Annotated in this window: 13 protein-coding genes; 1 reads left to right on the top strand and 12 read right to left on the bottom strand. The window is 53.0% G+C overall.

Annotation, left to right across the window (positions count from 1 at the left end):
• Positions 1–110: 110 nt before the first annotated feature.
• The 4 genes from F1379_RS27330 to pth all read right to left on the bottom strand — a co-directional run bounded on the left by F1379_RS27330 (position 111) and on the right by pth (position 5,715).
• The gene (locus F1379_RS27330; protein ID WP_150275638.1) at positions 111–1,178 is read right to left on the bottom strand and encodes a peptidylprolyl isomerase; all 1,068 of its coding nucleotides are present in this window, start codon (positions 1,176–1,178) and stop codon (positions 111–113) included.
• Entirely contained in the window at positions 1,165–4,692 is a 3,528-nt protein-coding gene (gene mfd, locus F1379_RS27335) for a transcription-repair coupling factor (protein WP_150275639.1), read from the bottom strand. The genes F1379_RS27330 and mfd overlap by 14 nt, the downstream gene beginning before the upstream one ends.
• Before the next feature lie 141 nt (positions 4,693–4,833).
• Positions 4,834–5,064 (bottom strand): anti-sigma-F factor Fin, encoded by a 231-nt coding sequence (locus F1379_RS27340; RefSeq protein WP_150275640.1) that lies wholly within the window; start codon positions 5,062–5,064, stop codon positions 4,834–4,836.
• Positions 5,065–5,154: 90 nt separating this feature from the next.
• Positions 5,155–5,715 carry an aminoacyl-tRNA hydrolase gene (pth, locus tag F1379_RS27345; RefSeq protein ID WP_150275641.1) on the bottom strand — a complete coding sequence of 187 codons (561 nt, stop codon included), beginning with the start codon at positions 5,713–5,715 and terminating at the stop codon, positions 5,155–5,157.
• 127 nt (positions 5,716–5,842) lie between these two features.
• Here pth and F1379_RS27350 point away from each other — a divergent pair, with 127 nt between their 5' ends.
• Positions 5,843–6,043: a hypothetical protein gene (locus F1379_RS27350; protein WP_150275642.1), complete on the top strand. Its 201-nt coding sequence runs from the start codon at positions 5,843–5,845 to the stop codon at positions 6,041–6,043.
• Positions 6,044–6,174: 131 nt separating this feature from the next.
• Here the strand turns inward: F1379_RS27350 and F1379_RS27355 are convergent, their stop codons facing one another.
• The 8 genes from F1379_RS27355 to yabG all read right to left on the bottom strand — a co-directional run bounded on the left by F1379_RS27355 (position 6,175) and on the right by yabG (position 13,078).
• A complete protein-coding gene (locus F1379_RS27355) occupies positions 6,175–7,128 on the bottom strand; it encodes a ribose-phosphate diphosphokinase (RefSeq protein WP_150275643.1) in 954 nt (317 codons plus the stop codon).
• A gap of 90 nt (positions 7,129–7,218) precedes the next feature.
• Positions 7,219–8,619 carry a bifunctional UDP-N-acetylglucosamine diphosphorylase/glucosamine-1-phosphate N-acetyltransferase GlmU gene (glmU, locus tag F1379_RS27360; protein WP_150275644.1) on the bottom strand — a complete coding sequence of 467 codons (1,401 nt, stop codon included), beginning with the start codon at positions 8,617–8,619 and terminating at the stop codon, positions 7,219–7,221.
• Positions 8,620–8,792: 173 nt separating this feature from the next.
• On the bottom strand, positions 8,793–9,080 hold the full coding sequence (gene spoVG / locus F1379_RS27365) for a septation regulator SpoVG (protein ID WP_036696395.1): 288 nt from the start codon (positions 9,078–9,080) through the stop codon (positions 8,793–8,795).
• Between the two features lie 221 nt (positions 9,081–9,301).
• Positions 9,302–10,129 carry a pur operon repressor gene (gene purR / locus F1379_RS27370; RefSeq protein ID WP_150275645.1) on the bottom strand — a complete coding sequence of 276 codons (828 nt, stop codon included), beginning with the start codon at positions 10,127–10,129 and terminating at the stop codon, positions 9,302–9,304.
• A 97-nt stretch (positions 10,130–10,226) separates the two neighbouring features.
• Positions 10,227–11,081 (bottom strand): 4-(cytidine 5'-diphospho)-2-C-methyl-D-erythritol kinase, encoded by an 855-nt coding sequence (gene ispE / locus F1379_RS27375; RefSeq protein ID WP_150275646.1) that lies wholly within the window; start codon positions 11,079–11,081, stop codon positions 10,227–10,229.
• A gap of 235 nt (positions 11,082–11,316) precedes the next feature.
• On the bottom strand, positions 11,317–11,493 hold the full coding sequence (locus F1379_RS27380) for an alpha/beta-type small acid-soluble spore protein (protein ID WP_150275647.1): 177 nt from the start codon (positions 11,491–11,493) through the stop codon (positions 11,317–11,319).
• Between the two features lie 135 nt (positions 11,494–11,628).
• Complete coding sequence (gene veg, locus F1379_RS27385; RefSeq protein ID WP_150275648.1) at positions 11,629–11,904, bottom strand: biofilm formation stimulator Veg; 276 nt, start codon at positions 11,902–11,904, stop codon at positions 11,629–11,631.
• A 274-nt stretch (positions 11,905–12,178) separates the two neighbouring features.
• A complete protein-coding gene (gene yabG, locus F1379_RS27390; protein ID WP_150275649.1) occupies positions 12,179–13,078 on the bottom strand; it encodes a sporulation peptidase YabG in 900 nt (299 codons plus the stop codon).
• Positions 13,079–13,110 lie beyond the last annotated feature (32 nt).

Raw genomic sequence — 13,110 nt, forward strand, 5'->3', positions numbered from 1 at the left:
CATAGCCGTCTCATCTCTTCCCATAATTCTGCCTGCTGGACATGCCGCCCTGTTAACCAAACAAGCCACCCCCATATGGAACCGGGGATGGCTTGTCCAAACCTTCTGTTCTATTCGGCTGCTTCCGTTGCGGCCGGCGAAGCCTCGGCGGAAGGCTCAGCGGATGCAGACGGCTCTGTGCCGGTCGTTCCGGACTCATCGGCAGCTGCGGAGCTCTTCGGCAGGTTGACGGTAATATCCAGGCTGTCCAGCTCGTTCTCCAGGAAGGCCTCCAGCTTCTTCGAAGCCAGCGTGCTCTTGACCGATTGAAGCTGCTCATCGGTCAACGTATCGAAGGCGGCATCCGTGCGGGATTCCACCTTGATGATGTGGTATCCGTAGACGGTCTTCACAGGGTCACTGTTAGTGTTCAGTTCCAGCGTCTGTGCAGCCTGTTTGAAATCTTCATCAAATTCTCTCAGCTCTTTGTCCTTGTATTGACCTCCGTCTTCTACTGAGGCGGTATCATCCGAGTACTCTTTGACGACTTCAGCGAAATCAGCCCCGCCGTCCAGCTTCGCCTTGGCTTCGTTCGCCCGTTTGAGCGCATCATCTTCGGTACGCTCCTTGCCTTCGGAATCGGTCAACCCGATCAGTACATGCCGCAGCGTAGCTACGGTGTAGTCGATCTTAGTCGCTTCAAACTCCGTCTTCGTTTCATCGTCGGTAATTTTGAGCAGCTTGTCCTGATACACGGTAAGCACACGCGTCATATAGTCTTTAATTTCGGCCTCCGTTACATTGGCCTGCTTCAGAGCATCTTCATAAGTATCGCCAAGACCTGTCTTGATGGCTGCCACCTGTTTGTCGGCTTCTTCCTCCGCCTGCTTCTTCGCTTCATCCGTCGCCTGGCCCGCCAAATACTCGAAGGCCACCTCCTGCTTCAGGATCGACTCCTTGAAGGCATCGATCTCCAGGTAAGCCGCCTGTTGAGGCGAGAGGAACTTCATCACCCGGGTATCCTGATCGAATTCCTTCTCGGTAATTGTTCCGTCTTTATACGTGGCCACAGCCGCACTGTTGTCCTCGGCATTGTTGTTATTGTTGCCGTTGCCGCAAGCGGCAAGCATGGAAAAGGAAACGGTAGCCGCAAGCGTAACCAGCAGCACCTTCCAGGTTTTTTGTTTATTTGATGGCATTATGAAGTTCTCCCTTCGATTTTAAAGACTGTTTGGCCGCTTCAAGGAACTTCTCCAGCAGCTCCAGCAGCTCTCTGTCACTGAGGTCCTTGGCTTTGATCCGAATGCTGGCCTTGGCCTCTTTATCAAATTGTACACGTCTTTCAAAGCTATTGCCAACCTTGGCAAGCTTGGCAGTGTCGAAGGCGCCTATACTGTCCTCATGCAGATTGAGCGCCACCTCGTCGCCTTTGCGGATGATTGACTCCAGGCCATACAGTTTGCCGTACACCTTAAGCCGGGCAACGGACAGCAGATTGACCACGGCTTCCGGCAGTTCGCCGAAACGGTCCAGCAGCTCATCCTCCAGCTCTGCGGCATCTTCAAAGGTGGAGACGGCGGCAACTTTTTTATAGATTTCAATTTTTTGAATGCTGTCGTAAATGTACTCGGACGGAAGATATGCGTCAATCGACAGGTCAATGACGGTATTCCCCTGCTTGAGGGAGGAATCCTCTTCCCCGAGCACGGTTACCTTCCGTTTACGGATCTCCTCCGCAAGCATTTGCGAGTACAAATCGAAACCGACAGAGGCAATGAAGCCGTGCTGTTCGGCGCCGAGCAGGTTCCCTGCACCACGGATCGACAGGTCGCGCATGGCGATCTTGAAGCCCGAGCCGAGCTCGGTGAATTCCTTGATGGACTGCAGACGCTTCTCGGCCACCTCTGTCAGCACCTTGTCCCGCTGGTAGGTGAAATAGGCATAGGCAATCCGGTTGGACCGGCCTACGCGCCCGCGCAGCTGGTACAGCTGGGACAGCCCCATTTTGTCTGCGTCATGAACAATCAGCGTGTTGACATTGGGAATGTCCACCCCGGTCTCAATGATACTGGTGCTGACCAGCACATCGTATTCACCGTCAAGGAAATCAAGAATCGTTTTTTCCAGCTCGGATTCAGACATTTGTCCGTGCCCGATGCCCACGCGCGCTTCCGGAACGAGCATGGAGATCTGCGCAGCCATTTCCTGAATGCCCTGAACACGGTTGTAGAGGTAGTAGACCTGTCCGCCGCGGGCAAGCTCCCGTTCCACTGCTTCGCGGACTAGCGTCTGGCTGTACTCCACCACATAAGTCTGGACCGGGAAACGGTTCTCCGGCGGCGTCTCAATAACCGACAAATCGCGTACGCCCAGCATCGACATATGGAGCGTCCGGGGAATCGGTGTCGCCGTCAGCGTAAGCACATCGACATTGGTTTTCAGCTTCTTCAGTTTTTCTTTATGCGTAACGCCGAACCGCTGCTCTTCGTCAACAATCAAGAGACCCAGGTCCTTGAATACCATATCCTGCGACAAAAGCCGGTGCGTTCCAATAACGACATCGACTGTCCCCTGCCGCACGCCCTTGATTGTATCGTTCTGCTCCTTGCGGCTGCGGAAACGGCTAAGCACCTGAATGTTCAGCGGATAGTTGGCAAACCGCTCGCGGAAGGTCTCATAATGCTGCTGCGCCAAAATAGTCGTAGGCACCAGTATAGCCACCTGCTTGCCCTCAATGGCAGCCTTGAAAGCCGCCCGCACGGCGACTTCTGTCTTGCCATAGCCTACGTCTCCGCACAGCAGTCGGTCCATCGGCCGGTTCTGCTCCATATCCTTTTTGATTTCTCCGATCGCCCGAAGCTGGTCGCGGGTTTCCTCATACGGGAACATCTCCTCGAATTCACGCTGCTCCTGGGTATCCTTCTCAAAAGCATAGCCCAGAGCGCTCTGGCGCTCCGCATACAGCTTAATCAGGTCATCGGCGATATCCTGTACCGAATGGCGCACTTTACTGGTCACACGTGACCATTCATTGCCCCCCAGTTTATATACCTTCGGCTCCTTGTCCTCTGAACCGACATATTTCTGAATCAAATCAATCTGCTCAATCGGTACGGACAGCTTGTCGCCGCCGGCATACATAATATGCATGTAGTCCCGGTGGATGCCGCTGACCTCAAGTGTGCCGATGCCCATATATTTGCCGATCCCGTGATTCTGATGCACGACATAATCGCCGATCTTCAGCTCAGTATAGCTCTTGATCCGCTCTGCATTGTCCATTCCCTTGGACGATACCTTGCGGGCCTTCCGCTGCTTCTGGGAGAACATTTCCCCCTCGGTAATCACGGCCAGATGGATGGAGGGCAACTCGAAGCCGGAGCCCAGATTGCCCTGAAGAATCGTCGGCTCCTCAATGCCGTAATCATACAGGACGCGGCGCATACGCTCCAGACGCTCTTCGCTGCCCGCCAGCATCACTACCTGTACACCCGATTTATGCCAGCGTTCCATTTCGGCCTTGAGCACATTCATCTGGCCATGGAAGTCCTGCATGCCGCGGCTGATGAAGCCAAGAATATTCTGCGGCTGTATATGCGGCACCTGACGCAGGAAAATCGACATGAACAGGCTCTGGAATGGACGATGGTACATAATGGCATCGTTGTCGACAGATAGATGCAGATCCGGCAATGTTTTGCCGTTCTGCAGCAAATGTAGATTCCATTCCGATTCATCGCGTTCAAGCTGCTTGGCCGTCTCCAGGAGCCGGGCGGGTTCGTCCAGAATCAGCAGCGTATCCTGCGCCACATAATCATACAGATGAGCCCGCTCCGGATACAGCAGGCTGATATATTTATAGATTTCCGGAAAATAAGCGCCCTGGCGCAGCATTTCCAGCTCGCGGCCCATTTCCTCGCGCAGGCGCAGCTTCGCCTGCCGGTCGGTCATTTTCTCCAGCTGCCGCTCCAGCATCCCGGCCGCTTCCGAGGAAGCAGCATCCAGGCGGGAGCTTTCAGCAATAATTTCCTTGGCCGGTGTAATCTTCACACTGCGTACTTTATCAATAGAACGCTGGTCGGCGGGATCGAAGGTGCGGATGGAATCCACCTCTTCGTCGAACAGCTCCACTCGGTAAGCGAGCGATGAAGTCATAGGATAGAAATCAATGATACCGCCGCGGACGCTGAGCTCACCGCGATTCTCCACCCGTTCTACCCGTTCATAGCCCATCTTAATCATATCTTTCAGGAACTCATCAAGAACGAGGGTTCCATCCTGTGTGACGGTCAGCTGTGCCTCGGCCATTACATGCGGTGAAGGGAGCAGCCGCCGCACACCCGAATACGGCACGACAACAACGCCCCGGAATCCCTGGGCGCATTTAGTCAGCACTTCAATCCGCTGTGCCAGCGTCTCCGGACTGGAAACAGCCGCTTCGGCGGCAACCAGCTCATTGGCTGGGTAGAGCAGCACACGGTCCACCGAAAGCGCTTCCTGCAAATCTTCGGCGATTTTCTGTGCGGAGAACATATTATGGGTGACGACGAGAAGCGGCCGTGCAGTTTCTTCATGCAGCGCAGCCAGCATGATTTGTCTGGCCGACCCGGATAAGCCCGAGATCAACTGCTCTTTCATCCCCGTGCCGATGCCCCGGACGATGGACTGGAAGTCCGTATCTTTAGAAAACGCCTCTATAAGACCTTGTAACAACAACAAACACCTCTCTTACTAAACAGGTTTATACGGGTACGGTTCATCTTAACCCGTCCCTGTTATGATTAAATATGGAAAACAAGCCTCAGCAAAAAGCCAAGGCTTGCGGATGGCAATAGAAGCCGGCCGCTTCTGCGGTTATTGAAGCGGGCTGGCCAGCAGGCTGAGCTCCGGGTTGTTCTCCAAGGCTTCCTTGCAGTAACCGCAGGTCACCTTAACCGTAATCTCGCCGTCTGAATCATAAGCTATGATATCTCTGCGCTCCGCGGGGGTCAGCACTTGCAGCCCCAGCTGCATCTCTGTGAACTTGCTTCTATCGATGCTTCCAAGAAAGGTCCGGCAGTGCCGGCATACATAGTGTATTGCCATCTATATGCCTCCTGAAGGTAGTATATACCCTCAAGTATGCCCCGACGCCTTTCTCTTTAGCCTATGGAGAAAGGCTGCTGCCTTTCCCGGTTACCCGTTATACTTGGCCATCGTCTGCTCAAACGTATGGTTTAAGCTGAATTCCAGTGCATCGCACGTATTTTCGATCATGCTTCTCAGCTGATCCCCTTCCTTCTTGGGAAAAGCAGACAGCACATAGTCGACAACGGCAAAGCCCGGCTCCGGCCGGGAGATGCCCATCCGCACACGGTTGAACGTTTGGGTCCCGGTATGCTGGATAATCGACTTGATGCCGTTGTGTCCTCCGGCACTTCCCTGATACCGCAAGCGGATTTTGCCGATCTCTGTATCCAGATCATCATACACGACAATCAGATCTTCCAGGCTTACTTTATAATATTCCATATAAGCGCGAACCGCTTCTCCGGAAAGGTTCATAAAGGTCATCGGTTTGATCAGCACAGCTTTCACGCCGCCAATCATTCCTTCCCCGATCACCGACTTGCACTTGTTCTGGCTAAAGGCGATCCCGTGTCTGGATGCCAACTCGTCCAGTGCCATAAATCCGACATTATGCCGGGTCTTGGCATACTGTGTTCCGGGATTTCCAAGTCCTACAATCCATTTCATGTCGCCGCCTGATCCTTTCCACAGGCCTCTTCAGCAGAAGAAACCAGTTTTTGATACAATAAGCTGTATGGGGTTTACTTTATATCAAACGCTTTGACCATCTCTACTTCAGGACAGGTGATGAACCATGCTGCAACCCGGCGACAGTCTAACGCAAAAGCGCCATTTCCAGTATCATATTGATTATGCCGTACCTGTCGAGATCTACCAGGGCGACAGACATATCGCCATCGGTGTAGTGACCGCCGCAGACGAGGGCTTTGTGGAGCTTCAGGGCACCTTGTATAACCGCAATCGGTTCACCTTTATTTCACGACCGGGCTACTGATGCAGAGCATAGCTGTCCGGAAATAACACGCCGATAAGGGTTACATCTTCCGACAACCGGAGGTGTAACCCTTTTTATGTCCCACAATGTAGAGATAGGCGCAGAGCATTCCTCAGAACATTCTGCTGATATTATTCGATTTCAAACAGCTTGCTAATCGACAGCTCTTCATGGACGCGAATGATCGCCTCACCCATCAGCGGAGCTACGGATAATACCTTGAGCTTGGACGTCGGGTTATCGCTGCGGATCGGAATGGTGTCCGTCACGATAACTTCCTTAAGCGGCGAGTTCTCCAGACGCTCATGCGCCGGCCCGGACAATACCGGATGGGTACAGCAGGCATAGACTTCCTTAACGCCGCCCTCCATCAGTGCATTGGCCCCCAGCACAATCGTTCCGGCTGTATCGATAATATCATCGATCAGAATCGCCGTCTTGCCTTCGATGTTACCAATAATGTTCATGACTTCACTGACATTCGGCTCTGGACGCCGCTTGTCGATAATCGCCAGCGGGGCGTTAAGGAAATCAGCAAGCTTTCTCGCCCGCACAACACCGCCATGGTCAGGAGAGACCACTACTGGGTTCTCAATTTGCTTAGAACGGAAATACTGGGCTAGAATCGGTACTCCGAGCAAATGATCAACCGGAATATCGAAGAAGCCTTGAATCTGCATCGCATGGAGGTCCATGGTAATGACACGGTGGGCACCTGCTTTTTCAATCAGGTTGGCGACCAGCTTGGCCGTAATCGGATCACGGGAACGGGCCTTGCGGTCCTGCCGCGCATACCCGTAATAAGGGATGACGACATTGATGCTCTTGGCGGAAGCCCGTTTGAGCGCATCGACCATAACCAGCAGCTCCATCAGGTTGTCGTTCACCGGACCACAGGTGGATTGCACGATATACACATGGCATCCCCGCACACTTTCCGAAAGCTTGACCTGAATCTCGCCGTCGCTAAAGCTGGTAGTATGGGATTCCCCCATCGGAATACCGATGTAATCGGCAATCTGGCTGGCCAGCTTAGGATTGGAATTGCAAGTGAAAATCTTCAGTTTTGAATCGCAATAAGTCATAAAATTTAAACCCTCCGTGACGGAATTTAGCTTCCAAAAGAGCGCCGGCGAAGGTAGCACACCATCATCCGGCGCCAAGTTCCTGGACATTTACGATGGACTTGATTGGTCTTTCTTGGCCTTCGCACGGGCACGGATCTTCTCCGCATATCCCGGCTTATTCTCCTGTCTAACTCTGGCAACCGCCAGATCATTCTCGGCTACGGAACGGGTAATCGTTGACCCCGCTACCACATAAGCTCCCTTGGCGATGGTTACCGGAGCAATCAGATTGACGTTGCTTCCGATAAAGGCATCATCTTCAATCGTCGTTGTTGCTTTATTATATCCGTCATAATTGGCGGTAATTGCACCACATCCAACATTTACATTCTTCCCTACGGCTGCGTCGCCAATATAACTCAAGTGCGACACCTTGGAGCCGTCGCCGATCACGGCATTCTTGATTTCCACGAAATCGCCGATCTTGACCTCTTCGCCAAGAACTGCACCCGGCCGCAAATAGGCAAAAGGCCCAACGGTTGTCCGTGCGCCGACTTGTGCTTGATTCAGTACGGAATGCTTGACACAGGCCCCGTCCATCACCGTGCAGTCTTCGATTTCACTGGCAGGCCCGATTACGCAGTTCTCCCCGATAACCGTCTTGCCCTTCAGAAGAGTTCCCGGATAAAGAATGGTATCGGTACCGATAACGACGTCCGCTCCGATATATGTGGAGGCCGGATCAATAATTGTTACGCCGTTCAGCATATGCTCTCTGTTGATCCGGGCGCGCATATAAGCTTCCGCTTCCGATAAAGCCAGCCGGTCATTCACACCGACCGCTTCTGAAGCGTCGTCGGTCTGGTAGGCCAGCACCAGCTCACCCTGTCCCCGTAATATACCAATTACGTCTGTAAGATAATACTCGCCCTGCACATTGTTTGGAGTGACCTCCTCCAGAGCGGCGAATAACTTGGCATTGTCAAAACAGAAAATACCGGTATTGATCTCCTTGATTGCAGCCTCTTCCGGCGAGCAATCCTTCTGCTCGACAATCTTGATCAGCTCTCCCTGCGAACCGCGGATAATCCGTCCCAGTCCCGAAGGGTTCTCCGTTACGGCCGTTAATACGGTTGCGGCTGCACCGCGCTCCTCATGCAGCGCCATCAGTCCTTGCAGTGTCTTCGTAGCGATAAGCGGGGTATCTCCGCAAGCAACAACGGTGGTCCCTTGCTCGCTGCCGATCAGGGCTTTGGCCTGCTGCACCGCATGACCTGTACCCAGCTGCGTTTCCTGCAGCGCATATTCGGCATTCTCCCCGATGTATGCCTTGACCTTCTCCGCCCCGTGGCCTACAACAACAACCGTCCGCTGGCATCCCGTCGCTTTAATTGTATCCAGTACATGCCCTACCATCGGTTTCCCGCAGACAGGGTGCAGCACTTTATATAATTTAGATTTCATGCGCTTGCCTTGACCTGCGGCAAGAACAACAGCCATTCTCTTCAAGAATGCCAACCTCCTACTTCTTGAGTTCACTACTGAATATATCTCATTCCGGGCAAAAAGAAAAGAGAACCATTCAAGCATGGTTCCCTTTTCTTTGAACCCCAATAAAGTACAGCATGGCCTTCAGCCTTCCCGCAGGAATGGCTGCATCCGAGTGAGCCGGCGCGCGATGGTCAGGCTCCTTCTTCGATAACCTCTTCTTCTTCAGTAGCGGCGCGTTCGTATTCAGCCAGTACTGCCGACTGAATCTTCTCGCGGGTACCCGAAGAGATCGGGTGGGCGATATCGCGGAATTCGCCGTCCGGCGTGCGCTTGCTGGGCATCGCAACGAACATTCCGTTGTTACCGTCGATGACGCGAATGTCATGAACAACAAACTCGTTATCGATGGTAATGGATGCGATTGCCTTCATTCTCCCCTCAGAGTTGACGCGGCGGAGTCTGACATCCGTAATTTGCATGTGTGTGTTCACCACCTTTTTCCATCAGAGACTTGGTGTATAATTCCACACTGCAAGGCGAATTCCTTCTTTTTGATTCCAAAAAATGCCTGATAAAGAAGATAATTTTTCTTCAACCATTGTTTTCGACAAGTTTCGGGCAGTATTCTTATATTTCCTTACGAATTCGACAAATAGCTATGGAATGTTATCTGCAGAATTTTATGGTCAGGAAGTGGGTTTCAGGAGGTAAAGAAATTCCCGGGATGCGCCGAAATCCGCCGCCCCTTGGAATCAACCTCGCTAAGCTTGACCAGAGATACATAGTCATGCAGAAGCCGCTCCTCGTTCTCCACTGCACCCGATTCCACCAGTACGGCGACACCTGCGACCTCGGCATTGAATTCACCGAGCAAATCGATCATGCCCTGCACAGTTCCGCCAGCCTTCATAAAGTCATCGACGATCAGTACCCGGGATTTCTCACGCAGTGCTCTCCGCGACAGGGTCATCGTATGTATACTCTTATGCGAGCCGGATACATAGTTAATGCTCACCGCCGAGCCCTCCGTCACCTGATGGTCCCGCCGCACCAGCACTACCGGCAGCCCCAGCTGCTCGGCCGTGGCATAAGCCAGCGGAATCCCCTTGGTCTCAACGGTCATTACCACATCTATATCTACACCATAGAAAGCCGAGGCAATAATCTTTCCCGCCTGTCCCATCAGCGACGGGAACCCCAGCAGGTCTGACATATACAAATAGCCCCCGGGCAGAATCCGGTCACTGCTCTCGAGCTGGCTGCATAGGCTGCGGACGAAATCCATGGCCAATTCCTTAGGCATACGCGGAATGTAACGAACGCCACCGGCAGCGCCGGCCAGCGTCTGCAGCTCGCCCATACCCTCACCTTCAAAAACTTCCTTGATAATCGCCAGATCCTCGCTGATCGACGACTTCGCCGCCCCGTAGCGGTCGGCAAAGGTGGATAGCGGCAGCAAGTCATGCGGTTTCTCAAGCAAAAATTGGGTCATGTCCACCAAACGTTGGCTTCTCTTTAGTTTTCTCACGGAACGCTCCTCGCCAAAACCGAATATTATTATCAAATAATATCACTTTTGTACGGATTTATACAAGCGCCAGCCGCCAAACTATGGTCTATTTCCTTTAGCCCATCGAGCGGACAGCATAGACTTCCTTGCAGAATCCGCGCAGGCCGTTAAATATCCGTGCCACCTTGGATTCTTTCTGTACCAGACCGAATACCGTCGGCCCGCTGCCCGACATCAGCACGCCGTCGGCACCCAGCTTGACCATCGCTTCTTTGATCTGCTGGACCTCCGGATGCAGCTTCAGGGTCACGTCCTCGAGCACATTGCCGAGATTGGCGCAGATCCCCGCAAAATCATTCGCTTCGATTGCCTCCCGCATCTTGAGCGACGATGGATGGTTCTCGATGCTTGCGGCACGCACACGGCCATAAACCTCCGCCGTCGAAACATTGATCGGCGGCTTGGCCAGAATCACCCAATACTGCGGCGGACTTGTAATCGGAGTCAGCCGCTCTCCCCGGCCTGTCGCCAGAGCCGTACCGCCTGTGACACAGAACGGCACGTCGGAGCCGAGCTCGGCTCCGAGCTCCTGCAGCTCCTGCGCCGGAATATCGAGGCGCCAGAGCCGGTTAAGGCCGCGGAGCGTAGCCGCGGCATCGCTGCTGCCCCCGGCGAGCCCGGCAGCCACCGGAATTCTTTTATCAAGATGAATATGTACACCGGTCTTTACGTTATACCGGTCTTTAATCAGACGCGCCGCCTGGAAAGCCAGGTTCTTCTCATCCAGGGGAATATAGCCTGCCTGGCTTGAGATAATAATCGAGTCCCGCTTCAGCTCGGACAGCTCCAGCCGGTCGGCGAGATCGACCATGGTCATAATCATCTCTACCTCATGGAATCCGTCAGGCCGTTTATGGAGCACGTCCAGCATCAAATTAATTTTGGCTGGCGCTTTTTCATACATTTTCAAGGCGTTCACCCACCTTCACTTTTCCCGTACAAACAACTTAACATATTATATGAGAAACCGCAGATGAAGTCCATAAGCTAAATAACCCCTGTAAACAACCCCCAATGTCCAGCTTTACCGCTGATGCCAGTGCAGGTACTTTGCGGGTTCCCGGAGGATTGATGCCAGCATTATAAAAAACGGACGCCGTCCAATGAGGACAACCTCCGTTCTCCGTTTTCCAGCACGTCAGCCGTTACGACTTGCGGGCAGCCTCCTCGGCCAGCTGAATGGCCCGCTTCACCATATTGCCGGCATCCTTGGCCCGGATACCGCCCCAGCCTTCGCGTTCCACGGTGTCGTAGAATCCAAGATCCTTAGCGAGCTCTGTCTTCAGTTCATCGGACATCACGCTTCGTCTTCTGCGGCTCATTAATGGATTACCTCCCTATGGACAATTGGTGAACGAGGTGTTGCCTGATTAGTATGCTGCCGGAGAACACAGCCCATTCACAAAATACCCCCAGCAAAAACAACAGCCCCCTGAACAGGGGGCTGCTTTAGACGATTAAGCTTTAATATACATGATCCGCATCTGCCCATCTTCCTCGAACACCGTGATCTCCACAGATTCGGTTAGTACATCGGCATAGCTGTAGGAGACACGCTTACACGATTGCTGCTCCTGATCCAGTTTGACAATAAATACAGAAGGGTACGTTTCTTCCAGGACACCGGTGCGTTCAACAGTTTTGCGACGGCCACCGTTAGCACGTAAAGTGATCTTCTGACCGACGTGAGCTTCGAGACTGCGTTTGATTTCCAATAGCGCATTATTAGCCATTGCCTGACGACCACCTCTTTCCTTGTCCATTATACAACTTTTAATATCCATTGTCAAATTAAATAATTAATTATAGTGGATGCCAACATGTGTTGTCAACGAATTTTTTCGGCGGCTTGCTTACACCGGTCTGATCCCCTTGTTATCGGCAAAGCATTAGTTCACGAAGCAAGGGTCTAACCATATGCCCAAACGATACTTAACTAACTTTACAAACCTCAAAAAAGCACCGTCCAGCGACGGCGCTTCTTTCGTCCACTCTATTCACAAATCTCTAGATCACTGAAGGCGTTACCTTCAGCGCAGACAGGTTCTGCAGCCGCGGCATTCCTATGCGGAAGCTGCCCCGTGTCTCAATTCCGCCCATGCCCTGGCTTCCGCTGATCGTGTGATTCAGCACATCTCCCAGGTTCACTGTATCGCGAATGGAGGTGAACGCCGCCTTGGCTGCGATATATACCGGGTCGAGCGCATGGATCAGGATTCTCCCCGGTGAGCTGGCAAAATTGGCTCCAGCGCTCAGCAACGCCTCAAAATGCGACTGGCAAGCGCCTGCCACAATGGTCAGCGTATCGAAATGCCGCTCATATTCACGTGCCACTTGAATGGCTGAAACAAAATTTTGCGAATTTTTGTAGCTGTTTAGATTGTACAGGTCATAGGTATGAGGCTGCTTCAGCACTCCATCATGGCCTGTAATTACCACAATGTCCGGACGTACACGCGGCAACAGCCGATACAGAGTCTCCGCCATCTTGGATTCATGAACATGATGACCTTCTGCAGGAATCCGCAGTTGCTCGTACAGGCTCAGGCTCTTTTTCAAATACAGCGCGTCGCCGTCGAGATGCAGCACCTTACCCGGCACTTCAAAGTACGCCGCCTCCTTGACCGACTGCGGCCAGACGCCCGAGACGCTCTCACCACTGCGCTGGCTAATCTCCTGCCGGTCTTTTCTCAGCCGGGTCAGCGATTCATTGGCCTTAATCCGGGCCTGCTCGCCCCGCTCGGTCACACGGGTCGGAGGCACCTGAACCAGGTCCTCCATGGGCGCATCCGCAAGTAAGCGGAATTCTGTACCCTTGATGACTGCTCCTTGCCGCAGCATATTTTCAATCCGGAAAGTAACATCTCCGCCATAGGATTTGCGAACGACTAAGTCTCCTAGATTCATTCCAACACCACCTCTATCCCCATCGTATGGGC

The sequence above is a fragment of the Paenibacillus tepidiphilus genome (assembly GCF_008635795.1).
Taxonomy (GTDB): Bacteria; Bacillota; Bacilli; order Paenibacillales; family Paenibacillaceae; genus Paenibacillus_AQ; species Paenibacillus_AQ tepidiphilus.